Genomic DNA, 21,995 nt, shown 5'->3' with positions numbered 1-21,995 from the left:
ATCGCCGCGCCCGCGCCCTGGACGGCGCGCGCCGCGATCAGTTCCGAGATGCCCGGGGCGAGCGCCCCGGCGACCGAGCTGTTCACCTCCGGGATGACCGAGGCCGAGCGGGCCGCGATCCCCCACCTGCCGGACGGCCGCTGCGGCCTGCTCGGCACCCTCATCACCGATCCGCGCCCGCTCGTACTGGAGGACCTGAACCAGGACCCCCGCGCGGCCGGCTTCCCGCCGGGGCACCCTGCGATGAAGGGCTTCCTCGGCGTGCCCATCCGGGTCCACACCGAGGTCTTCGGCAACCTCTACCTCACCGACAAACGGGGCGGCGGCCCGTTCACCGACGAGGACCTCGCACTGGTGCGCGTCCTGGCCTCGCAGGCGGGCATAGCGATCGGCAACGCCCGGCTGTACGAGACCGCGCGCCGCCGGGAGCGCTGGATCGAGGGCGCGGCCGCCGTGACCACCACCCTGCTGGCGGGCCGGCCGGCGGCCGACGCGCTGATGTGCGTCGCCGAACGGGCCCGGCTGCTGGCCGACGCCGCGGCCGGGGTGGTCCTCCAGCCCACCCCCGAGGGCGGCATGGAGATCGTGGCCGCCTCCACGCACGGGGACCCCGGCGACCTGGTGGGCACGGCCATCGCCCCGGGCTCGGCGGTCCTGGAGCAGCTCCTGGGCGGCGAGCCGGTCTTCATAGAGGACTCGGCGACGGACCCCCGGATGACCACGCACGTGCGCGAGCGCTTCGGCCCCAGCATGATGCTGCCCCTGCAGAGCGGCGGGCAGCTCATCGGCACGCTCGCCCTGCCGCGCGAACGCGGCGGCCCCGCCTACGACGCGGTCGACCGGCTGCTGGCCTCGCAGTTCGCCTCCCAGGCCGCGCTGGCCCTGGTCCTGGCGGACGCGCAGCACGACCGGGAGCAGCTGGCCGTCTACGAGGACCGGGACCGCATCGCCCGCGACCTCCACGACCTGGTGGTCCAGAGGCTGTTCGCGACGGAGATGATGCTGGAGAGCACCCGGCGGCGCTCCGACAAGGCCCCGGCCGGGGACACGGACACGGTCGGCGAGGAGCTGGGCCGGGCCGTGGACGAGCTCGACTCCACCATCCAGGAGGTCCGCACGGCCATCTTCGCCCTGCAGCAGCCGCCGACGGACGCCCCGACCACCTTCCGGGGGCGGGTCCTGCGGGAGACCGGCGGGGCGGCCGTCCTGTTCGGCTTCCAGCCGTCGGTGCACTTCGCGGGCACGGTCGACGCGCTGCTGCCCGATCCGGTCGCGGGCGACCTCCTCTCCGCCCTGCGCGGGGCCCTGGCCGCGGCCCACCGCCGGGCGGAGGTCACCTCCATCGACGTCGAGGTCGACGCGGTCCCCAGCCGGGTCCGCCTCACCGTCTCCGACGACGGCCGCACGGAATCGGGCACCCGCGGCACGACCCTGACGTGGGAAGCCCCGCTCTGACGCTGCGCGGGGACCGGGGCGCCCCTGCGGGGCGAAGTCCCCTACCCGCCCTTCGCCCGTTCCCCGGGGCTCCGCCCCGGGCCCCGCGCCTCAAACGCCAGGGGCTGGATTTTGCCGCTGCGCGGCAACCCAGCCCCCGGCAACGGCGCCGCACCCGGCAAAGGGGTCCGGGCGCAGCCCGGGGAACGGTGGAAGGGCAGGTACAGGTAGGGGACTTCGCCCCGCAGGGCCCGGCCACCCGCACCGCACGAGCCGCGCACCAGGGCGGGGCCCGTACGCTGACGGCGTGACGACCCGCCCCTCGGCCCGCGCCGCCATCGCCTCCGCCACCGACCCCGGCAGCTTCACCGAACTCCCCGCCCCGCCGGGGCACTCCGCCCCCGACGGCCCCCTCGGCTGGGCCGGCTACGACGACTCCCGCGCCCGCGCCGCGCAGCGGACGGGCGAGGACGAGTCCGTCGTCACCGGCACCGCCCGCATCGGCGGCCACGAAGCCACCGTGATCGCCTTCGAGTTCGGATTCCTCGGCGGGTCCCTCGGCCACCGCACCGGCGACCGCCTGGAGGCGGCCTACACCCACGCCCGCACCCACCGCCTCCCCCTGGTGTCCCTCATCGCCACCGGCGGCTCCCGCATGCAGGAGGGCATGCTCGCGCTGACCCAGCTGCAGCGCGTGGCCCGCCAGTCCGCCCTCACCCGCGCCGCCGGCCTCCCCCAGATCGCCGTGCTGCGCGACCCCACCACCGGCGGCGGCTGGGCCACCCTCGGAGCGGGGGCCGACGTGATCCTCGCGCTGCCCGGGGCGCAGGTCGGGTTCGCCGGGTCCCGGGTGCGGCCGCCGGACGCGGATCCGGCCGCCTACACCGCCGAGGGGCAGTACGCCGCCGGGCACGTGGACGCCCTCGTGCCCGCCGCGCAGCTCCCCTCGACCCTGGCGGCCTGGCTCCGGGTGCTGGCCGCGCCCCGCTCCCCCGGGGCCGTGGAACCCCCGGCCGCGCTGGCCGGCGTAGAGCTGCCCCCGACGGGATGGGACGCCGTCCGGCAGGCCCGGCACCCCGGCCGGCCGCGCGCGGAGCAGTACCTGGACTCCTACTTCGAGCTCCGCCTCCACCTCTCCGGTGACCGGGCGGGCGGCACCGACCCCGGGATGCTGTGCGGGTTCGGGCTCCGGGAGGGCCGGGCCATGGCCTACGCCGCCCAGTGCGGCACCGCCACCCGCCCGGCCGGGTACCGTACGGCGGCCCGCGTCGTCCGGCTCGCGGACCGGCTCGGGATCCCGGTGCTCACCCTCGTGGACACCCCCGGCGCGGCCAACGACGCCGCCGCCGAACACGCGGGCGCGGGCGCCGCCATCGCCGACGCCTTCGCGGCGCTCGCCTCGGCCGCGGTCCCCGTCACCACGCTCCTGATCGGCGAGGGCGGCTCGGGCGGCGCGCTCGCCCTGGCGGCGCCGGGCAACACCTGGGTCACCCCCGACAGCTACTTCTCGGTGATCGCCCCCGAACTGGCGGCGGCCATCCTCAAGCGGCCCCCGGAGTCGGCCCCGGCGACGGCGGACCAACTGCGCGTCCGCCCCCAGGACCTGGTCGCCCTGGGCGTCGCCCGCGGCATCGTCTCCCCCGCGAAGGAGACGGACTAGCCCCTGGCTAGCGCTCCCAGCTCCGCGCCGGGAGCTTCACGTCCATCCGGTACAGCCGGGTGATCTGCTGCGCCAGCTCGTTGTCGTCGCTGGTCAGCAGCAGCCGCACCCGTCCGTGCCCGTCGTAGTCCGTGACCACCATGCCCTCGACGTTGTCGACCAGCGGGTGGTTCTGCGGCAGCTTCGAGGGGGCGCCCAGCGTCGGGCAGTCGTCGAAGTCCCCGATCGGCGTCTTGCGCGCGGTCCGCAGCCCCGGGCCCTGCGCCAGCGCCGCCACCTTCGAGGTGTCCGTGGCGCCCAGCGGGTCGGCGACGTACAGCCGCACCGTGATCTTGAACTGCTGTGTGAAGCCGCGCTCCAGCACGATCAGCCGGCCGTCGCGCGTCGGCGCGAGCTCCACCAGCCCGTGTCCGGCGTCCACCGGGTACGCGTACTGCCGTCCCAGTACGAACTCCCCGTCCCGGCCGCGGCGTTCCCAGGTCTGGATGCGCTGGAGCGTCCGCCCCTGCGCGTCCTTCCCGTCGCCGGCCAGTGCGCCCTCGACGCCGGCGACGAGGGTGTGCCCGCCGGGCAGCAGGGTCAGCGACTCGAAGGTCTGGTTGACGGTGGCCCGGCCCTCGGGCGCGAGCTTGAACCCGGCCGGGATCGGCAGCGAGCCCAGCACCTCGCCGGTGCGGGCGTGCCGCCGGATCGCCGGGGCGGTCTCGTCCGTCACCAGGTAGGTGCCGTCACGGTCGACGACGATCCCCTCGGAGTCGAGGACCTTGCCCGCGCCGTCGGTCAGCGGGAGCCGCGCGGCGGCCGTCGCCGTCGGGGTGTCGCCGCGGCCCACCTTCAGCCGGTACAGCGCCGACTTGTCGGAGATCGCGGCGATCGTGCCGTCCCGGTCCACTGCGAGCCCGGAGAGCCCGCCGACCGGCTTCCCGTCGAGGAGGGTCTTGTCGAGGGAGTCCGAGTACCCGGCGACCGAGAGGTACGGCGAGCAGGAACGGTCCTCCTTCGGCGCCCGGGGAGCCGCGGGGGCCTGGGCCTGGGCCTGCGGAACGAGGGCTCCGGCGAGCGCGGCGGTGGCCACGGCGGTGGTGACGAGCATACGAAGGCGCATGAAGGCCTTCCTCCTGGATCGGCTGAGGGTAATGAACTTCCTAACTGTCATATGACGAATCGAAAGAAAACGGAAGACCGGGCAACGCGATGGCAACGAACCCGCCAACTTCCCTTCACACGCGCCCGGACCGGGCGAACCGCCCCGGACCGATCCCCACGTGCCGCCCGAAGTGCCGCGTCAGATGCGCCTGGTCGTAGAAACCCGCCGCCACCGCCGCCTCGGCCGGCCGCATCCCCGCCAGCAGCAGCCGCCGCGCCTTCGCGACCCGCAGTCCGGTGAGGTAGGCGTGCGGAGGCAGCCCGAACGCCTGCCGGAAGCTGCGGATCAGGTGGGTGGGATGGGCGTGCCCCAGAAGCGCGGAAGCCTCCTCCAAGGTGATCCCGCCGAGGACCCGCGCGTCGAGGAGCTCGCGCAGTCGTACGGCCGTGTCCGGGCCCGGAGCCCCGTACGGGACCACCTGGCGCCCCTCCAGCCACGTGCGCAGCCGCTCCTGGACGAAGGCGAGCCGCGACTGCGCCTCCAGCCGCTCGACCGCGCCGGCCGGCAACTCCCGCGGGCCCAGCGCCCGGTGCAGTGCGTGGACCCGGTCGCGCAGGGCGGCGTCGAGCAGCAGGGGCGCGTCGACGGCGGCCCCGGTCAGCGACTGCGGGAGCACGGACGCGTCGAGGTACAGCACCCGTTTGCGGAAGCCCGCCTCGGTGACGGTCCGCCCGTCATGCACCACCCCGGGCGGCAGCAGGGCCACCGTGTCCGAGCCGCCGACGCCGTGCCGTTCGCGGTCGAGCCCGAAGTCGACGCGGCCGCCGTCGAGGATCATCAGCGTCCACGTGTCGTGCACGTGCGCGGGGTAGGCGTGGTCGGTGAACCGGGCGTGGAACACCTCGGCGATCCCCGGCACCGGCGGCTGCCAGGCCGAGACCGTACTGCGCGGACGCGTCGCGGCTGCCATGTCAGGAACGTACAAGACCGGCCGGGGCGTTGGCGGGCAGCCTGCCCCCATGACGACAACCGAGAGCACGCACGAGGGCACGCACGCGAGCACGCACGAGAACGGCCGCCCGGCGGTCGCGGGGCACGTGGTGAACATCGCGGAGAAGCTCGCCGGTTTCACCGAGCAGTGGGTCCCGCACCGGATCGCCCGGGTCAACGACTACGAGGTCAAGATCGCCAAGATCCAGGGCGAGTTCATCTGGCACACCCACGAGGACACCGACGAGCTCTTCCTCGTCGTCAGCGGCACCCTGACGATCCGGCTGCGCGCCGGGGACGTCGTCCTGAACCCCGGGGAGATCCACGTGGTCCCGCGCGGGGTGGAGCACTGCCCGCAGGCCGACGGGGAGACGGCGATCCTGCTGTTCGAGCCGGCCGGCACCGCCAACACCGGCGGGGAGGTCAGCGACCGCACCCGCGAGCCGGTGGACGCGTAGGAATCCGCCCGGTCACGGCCCTGCGGGGTCCTGCGGGGTCCTGCGAGGTCCTGCGGGGTCCTGCGGGGCCTCCCCCGCACGACCCGGGCGGGTCCGGGCCCGGGCGCGCCCGCGTCCCTCAGGCCTGCGGCGATCGCGCGTCGTAGCGGGCGAAGCCCCGCCAGCGCAGGGCCAGCAGTGCCAGGACCAGGACGCAGGCGAGACCGCCGCCCGTGACCGCGACGGCCGGGGAGGTGAGCTCGGCGGCGGCCCCGGCGAGGAAGTCTCCGAGCCGGGGCCCGCCGGCGACAACCACGATGAAGACGCCCTGCAGGCGGCCCCGCATCCCGTCCGGGGTCGCGGCCTGGAGCATGGTGGTGCGGAACACCATCGAGATGCTGTCGGCGCAGCCGGCCAGGGCCAGGAAGACCAGCCCGAGCCAGAGCTGGCGGGTCAGCCCGAACACGGCGATGGCCAGCCCCCACGCGGCGACGGAGAGCAGGATCGCCACCCCGTGCCGCCGGATCCGCCCCTGCCAGCCGGAGAGCAGCCCGCCGAACAGCGCGCCGACGGCGGGGGCGGCCACGAGCAGCCCGACCGTCTTGGCGTCGCCGCCGTACCAGAGCACGGCGACGGCCGGGAACAGCGCCTTCGGCTGGGCCAGCACCATGGCGGCCAGGTCGGAGAAGAAGGTCATCCGGATGTTCGGCCGGGTCCCCAGGAAGCGCAGGCCGTCGAGTACGGAGGCCCGCCCGGTGCGGTCGCCCGCCCCCTCGGGCTTCATCGGCGGCAGCCGCCACGTCGCGTAGAGGGCGGCGCCGAAGGTGAGGGCGTCGATCAGGTACGCGGCCTGGTAGCCCCACCAGCCGACGATGACCCCGCCCAGTGCCGGGCCGGCCGTCATCCCGAAGGTCATGACCACGGAGTTCAGCGCGTTGGCGGCGGGCAGCTGCTCGGCCGGCAGCAGCCGCGGGATCATCGCGGACCGGGCGGGCCCGTTCAGGGCCCCGCAGAGGGACTGGAGCGCGACGACGGAGTACAGCAGCCAGACCCGGTGGTAGTCCAGGAGCGCGGCGCCGGCCAGGGCGAAGGAGAGGGCGGCCAGGCCGAGCGCGCTGACGAGGCCGAGTTTGCGGCGGTCGACGGTGTCGGCGATGGCCCCGCCGTAGAGCCCGAAGGTGACCAGGGGGACGAGGGAGCAGAGCCCGACCAGTCCGACGGAGAAGCTGGAGCCGGTGATCTCGTAGACCTGGAGCGAAATGGCCAGGGCGGTCATCGCCTGGCCGAGCCAGGAAACGATTCCGCCGAACCACAGCCGCCGGAAGTCCGGGGACGTTCTGAGCGGGGTGAGGTCGGCCCATATGCGGCGCCGGGGGCGCGGGGGCGAGAGCGCGGGCGGAGGCGGTGCGGTCTTACGAGTCACAACGGATGATAAGCCGCCCCTGCCCGGACCCCGGCCGGAGCCCTGGCGGGTGCCCGGCCGACGCCTGGGCGGGTGCCCGGCCGGCGCCTGGGCGGGTGCCCGGCCGGCGCCTGGGCGGGTGCCCGGCCGGAGCCCTGGCGTTGCCCGGCCGGCCCCTGCCCGGACCCCGGCCGGAGCCGCGCACGCGCACCATTCACCCCACCCGGAACCCGGGCCCCGCGGTGGCGCATTCCTTGCCGGTAACTCGCCACTATCACCGGACATTTGACCGAATAGACGTGCGCTCCTCGCCTGGAGTTCAGCTCATGATGAAAAGACTCGTATGTCCAGGGAGGCGCAGTGATCGAACCTGGCACCAGCACCACGAGCACCGGCACCACGAGGACCGACACCGCGAAGACGGGGGCACCCCGCGCGACCGCGACCGACCCGGTCTTCCCCCTCACCCTGGGGGTCGAGGAGGAGTTCCTCCTCGTCGACGCCCGCACCCTGCGGGTGGTCCCGGCCGCCCCGCTCGTCCTGTCCACCGCCGCGGGGCTCCCCCACGAACTGCACCCCGAAGGCACCCGCTACCAGGTGGAGATCTCCACCCCCGTCGCCGACTCGGCCGCGACCCTGCGCACCGAGCTCGCCGGCCTGCGGCGGACCCTCGCGCGGGCCGCCCGCGCCCACGGCTGCCGGCTGCTGGCCGCGCCCTCGCCGGTGGTCGCCCTGGAGGGCCCGCTCCACCTCACCGACGACGAGCCGCGCCAGCGCGAGCAGGCCCGGCGGTTCGGCGCGCTCACCGACACCCTGGTCAGCTGCGGCCGGCACATCCACATCGGCACCCTCGACGTGGACACGGCGGTGGCCGTCTCCAACCGGCTCCGGCCCTGGCTGCCCACGCTGATCGCACTGGCGGCCAACTCCCCCTTCTGGGGCGGCCGCGACACCGGTCACGCCAGCTGGCGGGCGATGGCCTGGGCGGGATGGCCCTCGGCGGGCCTGCCCCCGCACTTCACCTCGACGGCCCACTTCCGGCGCTCGGTGCAGACCCTGCTCGGCTCGGGGGCGGCCCTCGACACCAAGATGGTCTACTGGGACCTGCGGCCCTCGGGGAACTGGCCGACGCTCGAACTGCGGGCCCCCGACATGTCCCCGGACATCGACTCGGCCATCCTCCAGGCCGAACTGGCCCGCGCCCTCGTCGCCACGGCCCTGCGCGAGATCGCCGAGGAGCGTCCCGACCCGCCCGTACGGGAGGACGTACTGCGCCTCGCGCGGTGGCGGGCGGCCCACGACGGTCTGGAGGGCTTCGGGCTCGATCCGTACACGGGGGTCGAGCTCCCGGCGGCGGACCTGGCGGAGGCCCTGCTCGACCTGGTGGCCCCCGAACTGGCCGCGTCCGGCGACCTCGACCACGCGGCGAAGACCATGGCCGGCCTGCTGCGCGACGGCTCGGGCGCCCACCGCCAGCGCACGGCCTTCGCCCGCCGCGGCGACCTGAAGGACGTCCTGCGCCACCTGGCGGACGAAACGGAGGCCTCCTGACGGCCGTGGCCCGTCGATGACAGCAGCCGCGCCGGGGCCGGCCGGCCGGGCGCGGCTGCCGGCCGCGGAGGCGGACGGCCGCGGAGGCGGACGGCCGCGGAGGCGGACGGCCGCGGAGGCCGACGGCGCAGGCCGTCGCGGGCGGTGGGTCAGGAGGCCTTGCTGAGCTTCTTCCATTCCTCGTAGCCGATGCTCCAGTCGGCGTATCCGTTGCCGGGGCCGTCGACGTTCTTGATGGCTTCCCGGCCCTTGATCGTGAGCAGGTCGCCGAGGAGGGTGTTGTCGAAGAGCCACTTCGAGTCGGCCGGGGTCATCCCGATGCAGCCGGCGCTGTGGTTGCTCCTGCCGATGTACTGCTGCGCCTCGGGAACCCCTTGGTGGACGTAGGCGCCGGTGTCGGTCACCCGCATGCCCCAGTTGACCACCACGTCATAGTCCACCGGCCCGCCCACGGACGCGGAGGTCATGTGCACCTTGGGTTCCCGGGACTTGAGGGCGTAGGTGCCCAGCCGGGACTGGCGGCCCTTGACGGGCTGGCCGCCGGACATGGGAATGGACTTCACCACCTTGCCGTCGCGCTCGACGATGAGCCGGTGGGTGTCGAGGTCGGCGGTCAGCTGCTGGTCCCGGCCGATCGTGAAGGTGCGGTTCAGGTCCCGGTCGAAGTGCGCGCCGCCCGGGTCGACCGTGGTGAGCGTGCCCTTGACCGTGACGTCCGTACCGGGCTTCCAGGGGCTCTTGGGACGCCAGTCCAGGCGGTCGTGGCCCGTGGGGGTGGTGACCCAGCCCCACGAGCCCTCGGTCGGGGTCGACGCGGTGACCGTCAGCGCCTTCTCCACCGCGGCCTTGTCCTTGACCGGCTTCTCGAACTGCAGGGACACCGGCTGACCGGTGCCCACCGTCTTCCCCGCCCCCGGAATCAGGTCGAAGTCCAGTACGGCCCCGGTCGTCACCTTGGGCGGAACGGCCGCCTTCGACGCCGCGGCCCGCACACCCGCCACGTCGGCGGACACCTTCGAGTCGTCCGCCCCCGCCGTGTCGCCGTCGCTGCCGGACCCGCAGGCGGTGAGGAGCAACAGGCAGGTGGCGGCGGCGAACAGCCGGGCCGCGGAGCCACCGCGGCCCCGGGCGGAAGCGGCCGGGACTGCCTGGGGGCGAACACGCATCATGGTGGACGGCTCTCCTCTGGAAAGGGCGGATACAGCCGTGAGGACGGCCGGCGTCGGACAGCCGGTTCTCCTCCGTTCATGACCGTTGTGTGACAAACCACGGGCTGCCTTCCGCCGGCCGTCCGGTGGAGTCTCGGGAGGTCGACGGCCACACGGTCAGGGCCGCGCGGGCGCGGGTCTCCTCACGCGTTGGTCTGTTCCGTGAGCCTGCCCTTGCGCAGGGTGAGGATGCGGTCGGACTGGGCTGCGAGTTGCTGGGAGTGGGTGACGACGACCACGCACTTGTTCTGCTGGTGCGCGAGGTCGCGGAAGGTGTCGATGATGCCCTGGGCGGTGTCCTCGTCGAGGTTCCCGGTGGGCTCGTCGGCGAAGAGGATGTCGACGTCGCAGGCGAGCGCGCGGGCGATGGCGACGCGTTGCTGCTGACCGCCGGAGAGCTGCAGGACATTGCGGGTGGCCGCCGCCTTGTCGAGGCCGATGTCTTCGAGGAGGTGCAGGGCGCGGGCCCTGCGGCTTCCGGTGGCGGGTTTCGCGCCGGTGATCTCCATGGCGGTGGTGACGTTCTGGAGGGCGGTCATGTAGGTGAGGAGGTTGTACTGCTGGAAGACCGTGGCGGCGTGCTTGTTGCGGTAGCGGCCGAGGCCGAGCTCGGTGAGGTCCTGCCCGTCGAAGGTGACCGTGCCCTTGGTGGGGGTGTCGAGGCCGCTCGCGAGGGAGAGCAGCGTGGTCTTGCCGCTGCCGGAGGGGCCCAGGATCGTGTAGAAGACGCCGCGTTCGAAGGAGTGGTCGACATCCCGCAGGACGGTGGTCCTGCGGCGCTGGCCGGCGTAGGTGTGGCTGACGCCGGACAGGCGGAGGACGGGCGGGGCCGCGGTCTCGGGGGTCGTGGTGGTCCCGGTGGGGGTGGTGGGCTTGGTGGGGGTGGTGGGCGTGGTCATGGCGGGTCACTTGCCCTTCGTGAGGATGGTGCGGGGGCTCAGGCGCAGGACGGAGGCGGCCGGGAGGACGGTGGCGAGGAGTCCGATGCCCAGCCCGATGCCTGCGACGGCGGCGAGGTCCGCCGGGTCGAGTGCGACGGTGATCTTGTCGATGGGGTCGGCGTTGTCGACGGGCCGGTCGTTCCAGTCGATGCCCTCGCCGAGCCCGGTGCTGCCGACGGCGGGGGGCTTCCAGGAGCCGAGCTTCTCCGCGGCGGCGGAGGCTTCCTTGCCGAGCAGTGCCTGGCCGGCGCTCTGGGTGAGCCGGGGGGCGAACAGGGAGCTCACGCCGATGGCGACAGCGGCGACGACCACGATTTCCAGGGCCTGCTGGGCGATGAGCCTGCCCTTCTTCTCGCCCATCGCGAGCAGGACGCCGTACTCGGTGCGGCGCTGTTTGACGGCCAGGTTGACCAGGAGGGCGAGTACGGCGGCGCCCGCGAGGGCCATCAGCCACATGGCGACGGTGGCGGTGGAGCGGATGCTCTTGAGGGGGCCGGTCATCTGCTGGACGGCCTTGTCGTTGGCGTCGAGCTTGAAGCCGGTCAGTGCCTTGCCCGCGAGCTGCTTCGCCGCGCTCTTGAACGCGTCCTGTCCGTCGGCGTCGTTCAGGAGGAACGTCGCCTTGCTGACCCTCGTGGGCGTGCTGCTCCCGGAGCCGAGCGCGGCGAGGCCGCCCACCGGTCCGTAGAGCATGTTGGCGGGGCTGATGCCGAACTCGGGGTCGGCGTCGGTGGTGGGGCGCGGGTCGCGGTAGATGCCGCCGACGGTGAACTCGCCGGTGGTCTTCTCGTCGTTGCCGGTGAGGGTGATCCTGTCGCCGACCGCGAGGCCGTTCAGCTCGGCCAGGCGCTCCTCGATCAGGAGCTGCTTCTTGTCCTTGTCGGCGGCCGTGATGTGCGAGCCGGACACGAGGGTGGACTTGCCGCTGCGGAAGTCGGGCAGCAGCGAGGAGTCCAGGACGCCCATGCCCAGCGTCCCTCCGGGGCCCAGGCCCATGGAGTCCTTCGCACCACTGTCGACCACTTTGTTCTTGCCTGTCAGCAGGACGCGGTCCCACAGGGAGTAGGTGTACTTCTGCACCTGGGGCAGGGACCCGATCCTGTCGACGGTCGCGGCCTCGATGCTCGGTGCCTGCAGTTGCGCCGCGCTGCCCATCTGGCTCATGTCCAGGTCGAGGTTGACCTCGGCGCCGACCGAGCGCTTGGCGTCGCGTTCGGCCCGGGCCGTCGCGCCGTTGATCAGGACGCCCGCCAGGACCATCACGGAGATGACGAGGAAGGTGGCGAGGGTGATCAGGGTGCGGCCCTTGCGGGCCCACAGGCTGAGCCCTGCGCGTTTGACGAAGTTCATGGGGATCGGCTTTCTCGGTCCGTGCCGGCGGATGGCCGTGCGGTGACGTGGGGGACGGTCATTCGGTGTCGGTGAGGATGGACCGGGGGTGCAGGCGCAGGATGGCGATGCCGGGGACGACGGTGGAGACCAGGGAGATCCCCAGCGCGATGCCGGCGACCTTGCCGACGTCGGCCGGCTCGACCCGCACGGTGGGCGGAGTGAACGCGGGGGCCTGGGACCGGGCCGCCGGTACCGGCTTGTCGTCCCGGCCGCCCAGGAAGGCGTCCCCCGCGGACTGGCCGGCCAGCGATCCGGCCAGAGCGGCGAGCGCGACGGCGGGCAGGGCCACGGCCGCCATCTCGACGGCGTGCTGGCCGATGAGCTTCCCTTTCCGCTCGCCCATCGAGAGCAGCACTCCGAGTTCGGAGCGCCGCTCTCGGATCTGCAGCATCACGATGAGTCCGAGGATCAGCGCGCCGGCCAGGGCGATCACCCGGACGAGCAGGCCCGCGAACGTGCCGACCCGCTGGATCGGGCGGACCTGGTCCTTGTACGCCTTGTCGTTGACGCGGAAGTCGAAGCCGCCCCCGCCCAGGAGCCTCGCGGTCTCGGCGTGCAGCCGCCGCGCCCGGTCCGGCGAGCCGATCTTGTAGACCGCTTCGCTGACCGTCGCGGTCCCGCCGCCGAGCTTCCGGGCGGTGCCCACCGGGACGTACACCCTGTTGCCGGGCAGTTCGTGCGGCGCCACCCACATCGCCGGCTCCTGCGCCGAGTCCCGGTAGATGCCGACGACCGTCACGGGCATGGTGCGTTCGCCGTCCGCGGAGCGCACCCGGAGGGTGTCGCCCACCTTCAGCCGGTTCTTGTCGGCCAGACGCCGCTCGACCATCGCGACGTCACGGCCCGCGTCCTCGGGGGTGATGCCCCGGCCCGCCGTGAGCCGGGTCGAGCCGTACGAGAAGGGCAGCAGCATGTCCGAATCCCGCACCCCGTGCACGGCCAGCTCGCCCGCCGCCTTCTCCCCGCCCGGCGCCTTCTCCCCGCCCGCCGCCTTCTCCCCGCCCGCCGCTTCCTCCTCGGCCGCGGCCGGCTCCGGGACCTTGGACGTCAGCGGTGTGAACCCCTGGGCTGCGGCCCGCACCCGGATCTCGGCGTTGTAGCGGTGCACCAGGGCGGAGCCGCCGAGCCGGTCGGCCAGGGCCGGGGTCAGCCCCTCCTTCCTGACCGTCACGTCGACGCCGATGGTGCGCTGCGCGGCGGCCTCCTGGCGGGCGGCGGCGGCCTGCAGCAGGAATCCGCCGAGGAGCAGCGTGCAGAGGACGAGGAAGATCGCGAGCAGGGCGGCGGTCCTGGCTTTCCTGGCCGCAAGGCTCGTCCCGGCACGCTTGACGAAGTTCATGCCCAGACGAAAGCAGCCCGCCGTTTACTGGAAAGTAAGCGTGTTACAGCGGCATAAGGAACCGCCGAACGGTCCGGCCGGTCACGCTGCCGGTCAGCCCCCACCGCGCTCTTCCGCGTCTTTATCCGCCTGCAATCGTGATCTTGGTTTGCTGGAGCCATGAGAGTCCTGGTAGCCGAAGATCACCGCGTCCTGGCCCGCACCCTCGCCACCGGCCTGCGCCGCCAGGCGATGGCCGTGGACATCGCCGCGACCGGCGACGAGGCCGAGCGGATGTGCCTGCTCACCGCCTACGACGTGCTCATCCTGGACCGCGACCTGCCGGTCATGAGCGGTGACGAGGTCTGCAGGCGGCTGCGTGAGCTCACCGACCCGCCGCGGATCGTGATGCTCACCGCCGCCGGCGAGCTGACCGACCGGATCTACGGCCTGACCGAGCTCGGCGCCGACGACTACCTGGCCAAGCCCTTCGACTTCAGCGAACTCGTCGCCCGGGTCCGGGCGCTGAGCCGGCGCGCCCCGAAACCGCCCCCGTCCGTCCTCCGCTTGGGCCGTCTCACCCTGGACGAGGCGCGCCGTGAGGTGTCCGTGGAGGGCAGGACGCTGGAGCTGTCCGCGAAGGAGACCGCGGTCCTGCGCCTGCTGATGTGCGCCGGCGGCGGACCGGTGACCCACGACGAGCTCGTCCGCACGGTCTGGGACGAGCACCTCGACACGGCCACCGGCGTGGTCCGCACCACCGTCAGCCGCCTGCGCGGCAAACTCGGCGATTCCTGCCTGATCCTCACCGACAAGGGAGAGGGGTACCGGCTGTGCGACTGAACCCCCGGGCGCTCCTGCACGGACTGCCCTTCCGCACCCGCCTGGCCCTGGCCTTCTCCGGGCTCTTCCTGCTCACCGGGATCCTGCTCCTGGCCTTCGTCGTGGTGCTCGCACGCTACGGAACGGCCCAGCAGGTCCAGGGCATCTCGGTTTCGTACGGCGACCTCCCGAGCGACCCGCCGAGCGGGCGGACGAGCGACGCACCGAGCGGGCAGACGAGCGGGCAGCCCAGCGGAGAGCCGAATCCGAACCCCTTCGAACCCGCACCCGCGCTCCCGACCCGCCCGGACCTCACGCGCGAGCCGCCGAGCGACGTCGCCGCGATCCGGAAGATCGACCGGACCGTGCAGGCCGTCCAGGACACCGCGCTGCGCCAGATGGCCCTGTGGTCCGCGGTCGGCCTCCTCGTCATGGCCCTCCTCGCCGGACTCCTCGGCCGGTGGCTCGCCGGACGCGCCCTGCGGCCCGTCGCCTCCATGACCGAAGCCGCCCGCCGCATCAGCGAGCAGAACCTCCACCAGCGCCTCGCGCTCACCGGCCCGGACGACGAACTGCACCGGCTCGCCGACACCTTCGACACCATGCTCGACCGGCTGGAGAAGTCCTTCGAGAGCCAGCGCCGCTTCGTCGCCAACGCCTCCCACGAGCTGAAGACGCCCCTCGCCGTCCAGCGCACCACCCTCCAGGTCGGCCTCGCCGACCCCCTGCCCGACGGCCTCACCGAAGTCCGCGAGGATCTGCTCACCGCCAACCGGGAGGCGGAAGGGCTCATCAACGCGCTCCTGCTGCTGGCCCGCAGCGACCGCGGGCTGGAGAGGACCGAGCCCGTGGACGTCGCGGCGACCGCCCGGCTCCTGACCGCCGAACTCTCCCCGCTCGCGGCCGGGGCCGGCGTGCTCCTCGACACGGAGGCCGCCGCACCGCTGGTCGTTCCGGGCGATCCCGTCCTCCTGCGCCACCTGCTGACCAACCTGATCCGCAATGCCGTCCAGTACAACCACCCGGGCGGCCACGTCCTCGTACGCCTCGACGCCTCCGCCGTGACGGTGACCAACACCGGCCCCCGGATCCCCGCCGACCGCGTCCCCGGCCTCTTCGAGCCCTTCCGCCGCCTCGACGCCGACCGCACCGCCACCACCGGCCACGGCCTCGGACTCTCCATCGCCGCCTCCATCGCCCGGGCCCACCACGCCACGCTGACGGCTCGCCCCGGCGCCGAGGGCGGGCTCGCCCTCACCCTGCGCTTCCCCTGAGCACGGGCGGCGGCAGCGACCGCCCTCCGCGCGGCCGGGGGCACCGGAACGGGCGGCATGCCTCGTCCGCCGACCGCCCGGATCGGCGGTCGGCGGACGACGGGCAGGGCTGGGTCAGCTGCCGGGGACGGTGTCCTTGAAGGTGGTGCCGGCACCACGCAGGGCCGCGATGTTGCCGGTGACCTGGGCCGGGGTCAGTACCTGGTCCTTGACGAAGTACACGTAGTCGACCTGCTGGTCGTACGAGCGCGGGGTGCTGCTGGTCTGCCCGTTCAGGTCGATCAGCCAGTGGTTGAAGTCGATGAACTGGCCGGTCTCCGGCAGGTAGGGCTCGCCGTGGGCGGCGACCTGCTGGCCGTCGATGTAGTAGGTGACGCTGGTGTTGTCGATGGTGAACACGAGGTCGTGCCAGCCGTCGTAGGACTGGCGCTGCTGGCCGTGGGCGTTGACGGCGTTCCACGGGTCGGGGTTGTAGGTCTCCCAGGTGGTCTCGTACATGATGTTGCCCTGCTCGCCCCAGCCGCCGTTGGGCAGGTACTCGAAGTCCTGCTCGCTGTAGTCGGGGTCCATCGGGCGGTTGAGCGGGGTGAAGGCGAAGAAGGTCTGGTTGACGTGGTCGCCGTCGGGGCCGCCGGTCGGGGTGTCGTCGAACTTGACCCGGGCGGCGTAGGTTCCGTTCCTGAACTTCCTTGCCGTGGTCTGGAGTTCGGTCTCGCGGGTGCCGCTCGCGGTGCCGTCGGTGGTGAGCCCCAGGTTCATGACGGAGTTGCCGCCGGTGACCGGGAAGGTGATGTCGGCCGGGGACCAGGTGGCGCCGGGGACGCCGGGCCCGCCCTGGCCGGACTTGACCGTCCAGCCGTGCTGCTGGATCGCCGGGTCGCCGCTCGACGTGTAGGTGAAGTCGTCGAACAGGACCGGTGCGTTCGGGTCGTTCGGCGGCGTCGTGGGCGGGGTGGTCGGCGGCGTCGTGGGCGGGGTGGTGGGGTCGTTGCCGGCGGGGGCCGTGCCCCAGATCAGGGCGCCGTTGTGCTCCAGGGTGACCCGGGGCGCGTCGGCGTACGAGGTCTGCGCGGAGCTGAAGGAGTAGTCGTCGGACTGGGTCAGCGTCTGCCAGTCGGCGCGGTTGAAGCGCAGCTGCATGTCGCCCGTGGACTGGCCCGGGCCGAGCGAACCGGCGCCCGCGGTGAAGGCGATCTCCAGGTAACGGTCCGCGGTGGCCGTCGGGTTGGCCAGGGTGCCGAAGGTGCCGGTGATGTTGGCGCAGCCCTTGACCGCCCAGGAACAGGCGAAGCGGTAGGTCACCGAGGGGCCGTCGGACTTGAAGTAGTAGCGCAGCTTCACCTGGCTGAGCGGGACGGTGGTGGTGCCGGTGTTGGTGACCTGGAGCCAGGGCTCGGTCTGGTCGGCGGTGGCGCCGCCGGCGCTGGTGCGGTACTGGACGCTGAGCGCGTCGGCGGCGGCGGAGGCCGGTGCGGCCACCAGCGCGGCGGAGGCCAGGCCGGCGGCCGAGGCGAGCGCCACGGCGGCGAGGAGCCGGGAGTTCGAGCGCGGTCGAGCTGACACGTGGATCCCTTTCCATGGGTGGCTGCGCGGGCCGGAGCCGGCGAGCCGGGGGGCTGGGCTGCACTGCGGGGTGGTGCGAGGGGCCGGCGGCGCGGACCGCCGGCCCCCGGTCTCAGGGCCGGTCGGCGTGGTGGACGCCGAGGGCGGCCAGCCGCGGGCGGTGCCGGGCGAGCGCGGGCAGGAAGTCGCCGGAGTAGTCGCTGGCCGGGTTCCAGGCACGGTCGGCGATCGCGCACAGCCGCGGGTAGGCCAGGTAGTCGAAGCGTTCCTCGGTGGTGACGAACTCGGTCCACAGCTGGGCCTGGGTCCCGAGCACCCGGTCCCGCTCGGCGGCCGACCACTGGGCGGGGGCGGGCTCGTTGGCGTGCGCGGCGGGCAGATCGACGATCGCGCCGTCCTGCCCGAGCGGCTCGTCCGCGCCGGCGGACTGCGGGTAGTCGAGGTACGTGGAGCGGAACGGGGCCATCACGACGTCGTGGCCGAGGCGGGTGGCGGCCAGGCCGTGGTCGGCGTCCCGCCACGGCATCACGGTGAAGTCCTTCGGCAGCGCACCGCCGCCGCTCTCGGCCCAGCAGACCGGGCGCCGGCCGTTGGCCACCAGGTGGGCGCCGGCCTGGGCGAGGAACCAGCCGTGGAGCTCCCTCGGTGCCGCCAGCCCCAGTTCGGCGGTGCGGGCGAGCGCGGCGGGGCTGGTCTCCCACTCGACGGTGGGGCATTCGTCGCCGCCGAGGTGGACGTAGCGGGAGGGGAAGAGGTCCATGGTTTCGTCGAGGACGGTGCGGCAGAAGTCCAGCACCTCGTCGTGGACGCCGAGGATGTTCTCGCACACGCCCCACTCGGTCCACACGTCCAGTCGCCGCTCGGGCCGGTTGCCGAGGTGCGGGTAGGCGGCGAGGGCGGCCCGGACGTGACCGGGCATCTCGATCTCCGGCATGACCGTGATGCCGCGTTCGGCGGCGTACGCGACGAGGTGGCGCAGCTCGTCCTTGGTGTACGCGCCCCCGTGCGGGCGGTCGTCGAAGCGGCCGGAACCGGCCCGCCCGAGCATCGAACGGGCACGGACCGAGCCGATCTCGGTGAGCCGGGGGTAGGCGTCGACGGGCATGCGCCAGCCCTGGTCGTCGGTGAGGTGCAGGTGGAGGACGTTGAACTTGTGCAGGGCGAGCCGGTCGACGGTGCGCAGGAGCACGTCGAGGGGCTGGAAGTGCCGGGCCACGTCCACCATGACCCCCCGCCAGGCGTGCCGGGGCCGGTCCGTGATGTCCACGCAGGGCACGGTCCACTCGACCCCGGGCGCCGGGCTGTCGGCCAGCGCCTCGGGCGGGAGCAGTTGGCGCAGGGTCTGGACGGCGTGGCGCAGTCCGGCGGGCCGGGCAGCGAGCAGCCGCACCCCCTGGGGGGTGACGCGGAGCCGGTACCCCTCCTCGCCGAGCCCGCGTTCGGCGGGGTCGAGCAGGAGCGAGAGCGCTCCCCCGGGCTCCGGGGGCAGCGGCAGCCCGGTGGCGGGGGCGAGCAGGGCGCGCAGCAGGTCGGCCGCGGGAGCGGCGCCACCGGGGGCGTGCACGGCGGTGCGGCCGGTGAGGGTGAAGTGGCCGGCGGAGGCGACGAGCGCGACGGGGGTCGGCAGGATCACGGATTCTCTCCAGAGGGGGCGGGCTCAGCCCTTGACGGCGCCGGCGGTCATCCCGGTGGTGACCTTGTTCTGCAAGAACAGGAAGACCAGCAGGACGGGCAGCATGAACAGGCTGGCGGCGGCCATCGTGGCGCCCCAGTCGGTGCCGAAGACATTGGCGAAGGAGGACAGCCAGACCGGCAGGGTGCGGGCGTCCTGGTTCTTGATGATCAGGGTGTTGGCGAAGGCGAACTCGTTCCAGGCGGTGATGAAGCCGAAGAGCGAGGTGGAGAGCAGCCCCGGGGCGAGCAGCGGCAGGGTGATCCGCCGGAAGGCCGCGGTGCGGGTGCAGCCGTCGACCAGGGCGGCCTCCTCCAGCTCGGCGGGTATCGAGGCGAGGAAGCCGCGCAGGGTGACGATGGTGAAGGGCAGGGTGGTCATGAAGTAGACCAGGGTCAGCATGGTCAGGCTGTCGAGCATGTCGGTGTCCCGGGCGATGACGTACATCGGGATCAGCAGCGCCTCCCAGGGCGCCATCTGCGCGGTGAACACGAGGAGCAGGAAGGCCCGGCGGCCGCGCCAGCGCATCCGGCCGACCGCGAAGGCGGAGAGCAGCGCGACCACGAGCGCCAGGAGCACCGCCCCGAGGGTGACCAGCAGGCTGTTGCGCCAGTACGAGCCGAAGCCCGGGGCGCGGACCGCGGTGACGAAGTGGTCCAGGGTGGGGTGCAGCGGCAGGAAGCCGGGAGTCTCGGACTGGATCTCGGTGGTCGGCTTGAAGGCGGTGATCACCATCCAGTACACCGGGAAGGCCGAGGTGACGAGGACGGCCAGCGCCGCCAGGGTGAGCGGGAGCCGGCGCAGGGCGCGGACTGCGGTGGCGGAGGTTGTCACGGGGTCTCGCCTTCCTGGCGGTACATCCGGCGCAGGGTCGCGACCAGCGCGACGAGCAGGATCAGCACGGTCAGCGTCGACGCGGCCGACCCGACGTCGTACTTGTGCAGGGACTGGGCGATCTGGAAGGCGTACACGGGAAGGGTGGTGGTGGCGCCGTTCGGGCCGCCCTGGCTGACCACCCAGATCTGGGCGAAGCACTTGAAGGTCCAGATCACCTCCAGGGACGTGATCAGGGCGAACAGCGGCCGCAGCATCGGGAAGGTGACGAGGCGGAAGGTCTGCCACGCTCCGGCGCCGTCGAGCCGGGCGGACTCGTACAGTTCGGCGGGGATGGTGGTCAGCCCGCCGTACAGGGTGAGCGCGGCGAACGGCACCGACTGCCAGACGACCAGGGCCACCAGGATGGCGAAGGTGGAGCGGTCGTGCGCGAACCAGGCGTATTCCCGGAAGCCGTGCAGCCCCAACTGGTCAAGGATCCAGTTGACCACTCCGAACCGGGACTGGAACAGCCACTGGAAGATGGTGGTGGCGGCGATCACCGGGGTGGCCCAGGTGAGCACCAGCGCACTCATCACCGCGAGCCGCATCCGGCGGCCGAGCCGGATCAGCATCAGCGCGATCAGCGTGCCGAGGCCGGTGATCAGGGCGGTGTTGAGCAGGGTCCACCACAGGGTGCGGCGGACCACCGCCCAGAACTCCGGATCGCCGAGCAGCGCGGTGTAGTTGGCGGCGCCGACGAACGGGGCGCGGCCGTGGATCAGTTCGGCCATCCGGAAGTGCTGGACCGAGATCAGCAGGTTCCGCAGCAGCGGATAGACCAGGAGGAACGCCGCGCCCACCACGGTGGGGGCGACCAGCAGGTACGGCCAGACCCGGGTGCGGGCCGGGGGAGGAGCGGTGGACACGGCGGTGACTCTCCTGTCAGGAGGCGCTGTTGAGGGCCTTGGTGATGGCCTCGGAGGCGGCCTTGCCCGCTGCGTCCGGGTCCGCGCCGGTGAGCACCTGCGTCATGTACTGCTTGATCGGGTTGTTGGCCTCGACGGCCGCCCAGTTCGGCGAGTTGGGGGTGCCCCGTCCGCTCACCGCGCCCGCCGCCATGGCCACCGCGCCCTCGTTGCCGGCGAGTGCTCCGGCGAGGGAGGTGCGGTTGGGGACGTAGCTCATCTCCTTGGCCATCTCGCTCTGCCACTTCGCCCCGGCCAGCGCCTTGACCACCTCGTAGGCGGCGGCCTGGTGCTTGGACGCCTCGGGGATCACCAGGTCCGAGCCGCCGGTGAAGACCGCGCCCGGCTTGTCGGCGCTCTTGCCGGGGATGGGGAAGAAGCCGAGCTTGTCCTTCAGCGCCGGGTTGGCCTTGATGATCGCGTTGGCCCCGCCCGGGGTGGAGATCACCTGGGCGCTCTTGCCCTTGGCGAAGACCTCCGCCTGCAGCGGCTTCGCCTCGTCGGAGTCCTTGGGGCCCTTGCCGAGCGCCTGCAGCTTCTTGTAGAACTCGACGCCGGCCCGGGCCTGCGGGGTGTCCAGGGCGCCCTTCCACTTCCCGTCCGAGCCCTTGACCGCGAGGTCGCCGCCCTCGTCCCAGACGAAGCCGGCCAGGGCGTACCAGGTCTGCCCCGCGAGGTAGATCCCGTCGTTGCCACCGGTGTTGAGCTTCTCGGTGTCGGCGATCCACTCGTCCCGGGTCTTCGGCGGGGCCGTGATGCCGGCCTGCGCGAAGAGGTCCTTGTGGTAGATCACCACGCGGTTCGCCGCGTACCAGGGGATGCCGTACTGCTTGCCGTCGATCTTCCCGGGCTCGGCCAGGCCGGGGATCCAGTCCGCGCCTTCGAGCTCGGTGACCTTGTCGCTGAGGTCGTGCACACCGCCGCTGGCCGCGTACTGGGCGACCTGCGTATTGCCCACCTCGATGACGTCCGGCGCGTCCTTGCTGGCCAGGGCGCTGGTGATCTTCTGGCCGATGCCGTCCCACTCCTGGATCTGGACGTCCAGGGTGATACCGGCGTGGGTGGCCTCGAAGTCGGACGTGAACCGCTGCAGATAGCCGTCGGTCACGCTGTCGCGCATGATCCAGACCGTCAGCTTGGCCGGACCGGCCGAACTGCCGGAGGAGTCAGGGGAGTCCGCGGAGGAGGAACAGCCGGCCAGGCCGGCGCCGGTCAGTGCGAGGGCGAGGGCCGCTGCGATGGGGAGCAGGCGCGGATGCGCGGGATTTCTCACGGTTTTGCCACCTCGATGGGGAGGACTGGACAACTTGGCCAGTTGACCAACTGGTAAGCGCTGGAGAGAAGGTGACACAGCCTCGGAGAGTGGTCAAGACCTCTGGCCCGCCCCAAATCAAGCCCAGAACCAGCCCAGTACAGGGGAAGGGGCAGAGAAATGGCCGACACCGACCGCACAACAGGTATGA

At 72.9% G+C, this 21,995-nt stretch carries 18 protein-coding genes; 6 read left to right on the top strand and 12 right to left on the bottom strand.

Annotation, left to right across the window (positions count from 1 at the left end; genetic code table 11):
- Both ACWCP2_RS32785 and ACWCP2_RS32780 read left to right on the top strand, forming a co-directional pair.
- A complete protein-coding gene (locus ACWCP2_RS32785; RefSeq protein WP_450912197.1) occupies window positions 1-1,455 on the top strand; it encodes a sensor histidine kinase in 1,455 nt (484 codons plus the stop codon).
- Window positions 1,456-1,741: 286 nt separating this feature from the next.
- Complete coding sequence (locus tag ACWCP2_RS32780) at window positions 1,742-3,094, top strand: carboxyl transferase domain-containing protein (protein WP_450912196.1); 1,353 nt, start codon at window positions 1,742-1,744, stop codon at window positions 3,092-3,094.
- Between the two features lie 7 nt (window positions 3,095-3,101).
- On the opposite strand, the gene ACWCP2_RS32775 is transcribed toward ACWCP2_RS32780, so the two are convergent.
- Window positions 3,102-4,199: an esterase-like activity of phytase family protein gene (locus ACWCP2_RS32775; protein ID WP_450912195.1), complete on the bottom strand. Its 1,098-nt coding sequence runs from the start codon at window positions 4,197-4,199 to the stop codon at window positions 3,102-3,104.
- A gap of 115 nt (window positions 4,200-4,314) precedes the next feature.
- Window positions 4,315-5,151, bottom strand: coding sequence for an AraC family transcriptional regulator (locus ACWCP2_RS32770; protein WP_450912194.1), 837 nt, complete (start codon window positions 5,149-5,151; stop codon window positions 4,315-4,317).
- 49 nt (window positions 5,152-5,200) lie between these two features.
- Here ACWCP2_RS32770 and ACWCP2_RS32765 point away from each other — a divergent pair, with 49 nt between their 5' ends.
- Window positions 5,201-5,629, top strand: a complete 429-nt coding sequence (locus ACWCP2_RS32765) for a cupin domain-containing protein (RefSeq protein WP_450912193.1) — start codon at window positions 5,201-5,203, stop codon at window positions 5,627-5,629.
- Between the two features lie 118 nt (window positions 5,630-5,747).
- Here ACWCP2_RS32765 and ACWCP2_RS32760 read toward each other — a convergent pair whose 3' ends face one another.
- The gene (locus ACWCP2_RS32760; protein ID WP_450912192.1) at window positions 5,748-7,031 is read right to left on the bottom strand and encodes an MFS transporter; all 1,284 of its coding nucleotides are present in this window, start codon (window positions 7,029-7,031) and stop codon (window positions 5,748-5,750) included.
- 339 nt (window positions 7,032-7,370) lie between these two features.
- Here ACWCP2_RS32760 and ACWCP2_RS32755 point away from each other — a divergent pair, with 339 nt between their 5' ends.
- On the top strand, window positions 7,371-8,561 hold the full coding sequence (locus tag ACWCP2_RS32755; RefSeq protein ID WP_450912191.1) for a carboxylate-amine ligase: 1,191 nt from the start codon (window positions 7,371-7,373) through the stop codon (window positions 8,559-8,561).
- A gap of 149 nt (window positions 8,562-8,710) precedes the next feature.
- Here the strand turns inward: ACWCP2_RS32755 and ACWCP2_RS32750 are convergent, their stop codons facing one another.
- The 4 genes from ACWCP2_RS32750 to ACWCP2_RS32735 all read right to left on the bottom strand — a co-directional run bounded on the left by ACWCP2_RS32750 (window position 8,711) and on the right by ACWCP2_RS32735 (window position 13,441).
- Window positions 8,711-9,730, bottom strand: coding sequence for a L,D-transpeptidase (locus ACWCP2_RS32750; RefSeq protein WP_450912190.1), 1,020 nt, complete (start codon window positions 9,728-9,730; stop codon window positions 8,711-8,713).
- 182 nt (window positions 9,731-9,912) lie between these two features.
- On the bottom strand, window positions 9,913-10,668 hold the full coding sequence (locus ACWCP2_RS32745; protein WP_450912189.1) for an ABC transporter ATP-binding protein: 756 nt from the start codon (window positions 10,666-10,668) through the stop codon (window positions 9,913-9,915).
- Between the two features lie 6 nt (window positions 10,669-10,674).
- Entirely contained in the window at window positions 10,675-12,060 is a 1,386-nt protein-coding gene (locus tag ACWCP2_RS32740) for an FtsX-like permease family protein (RefSeq protein WP_450912188.1), read from the bottom strand.
- Between the two features lie 58 nt (window positions 12,061-12,118).
- Window positions 12,119-13,441: an ABC transporter permease gene (locus tag ACWCP2_RS32735; protein ID WP_450912187.1), complete on the bottom strand. Its 1,323-nt coding sequence runs from the start codon at window positions 13,439-13,441 to the stop codon at window positions 12,119-12,121.
- Between the two features lie 159 nt (window positions 13,442-13,600).
- Between ACWCP2_RS32735 and ACWCP2_RS32730 the strand changes: the two genes are divergently transcribed.
- Together ACWCP2_RS32730 and ACWCP2_RS32725 are read left to right on the top strand one after the other, a co-directional pair.
- Entirely contained in the window at window positions 13,601-14,263 is a 663-nt protein-coding gene (locus ACWCP2_RS32730) for a response regulator transcription factor (protein WP_450912186.1), read from the top strand.
- Window positions 14,254-15,516, top strand: coding sequence for a sensor histidine kinase (locus ACWCP2_RS32725; RefSeq protein WP_450912185.1), 1,263 nt, complete (start codon window positions 14,254-14,256; stop codon window positions 15,514-15,516). The genes ACWCP2_RS32730 and ACWCP2_RS32725 overlap by 10 nt, the downstream gene beginning before the upstream one ends.
- A 114-nt stretch (window positions 15,517-15,630) precedes the next feature.
- On the opposite strand, the gene ACWCP2_RS32720 is transcribed toward ACWCP2_RS32725, so the two are convergent.
- The 5 genes from ACWCP2_RS32720 to ACWCP2_RS32700 form a co-directional block, all read right to left on the bottom strand.
- Window positions 15,631-17,079 carry a cellulose binding domain-containing protein gene (locus ACWCP2_RS32720; RefSeq protein ID WP_450912184.1) on the bottom strand — a complete coding sequence of 483 codons (1,449 nt, stop codon included), beginning with the start codon at window positions 17,077-17,079 and terminating at the stop codon, window positions 15,631-15,633.
- 112 nt (window positions 17,080-17,191) lie between these two features.
- Entirely contained in the window at window positions 17,192-18,712 is a 1,521-nt protein-coding gene (locus ACWCP2_RS32715) for a beta-N-acetylhexosaminidase (protein WP_450912183.1), read from the bottom strand.
- Window positions 18,713-18,736: 24 nt separating this feature from the next.
- Window positions 18,737-19,585 carry a carbohydrate ABC transporter permease gene (locus ACWCP2_RS32710; RefSeq protein WP_450912182.1) on the bottom strand — a complete coding sequence of 283 codons (849 nt, stop codon included), beginning with the start codon at window positions 19,583-19,585 and terminating at the stop codon, window positions 18,737-18,739.
- Window positions 19,582-20,493 (bottom strand): carbohydrate ABC transporter permease, encoded by a 912-nt coding sequence (locus tag ACWCP2_RS32705; RefSeq protein WP_450912181.1) that lies wholly within the window; start codon window positions 20,491-20,493, stop codon window positions 19,582-19,584. The genes ACWCP2_RS32710 and ACWCP2_RS32705 overlap by 4 nt, the downstream gene beginning before the upstream one ends.
- Window positions 20,494-20,509: 16 nt before the next feature.
- Window positions 20,510-21,805 carry an extracellular solute-binding protein gene (locus tag ACWCP2_RS32700; protein WP_450912180.1) on the bottom strand — a complete coding sequence of 432 codons (1,296 nt, stop codon included), beginning with the start codon at window positions 21,803-21,805 and terminating at the stop codon, window positions 20,510-20,512.
- Window positions 21,806-21,995: the final 190 nt, after the last annotated feature.

The sequence above is a fragment of the Streptomyces sp. NPDC002104 genome (assembly GCF_053593795.1).
This window is presented reverse-complemented; position numbering and strand designations above follow the sequence as displayed.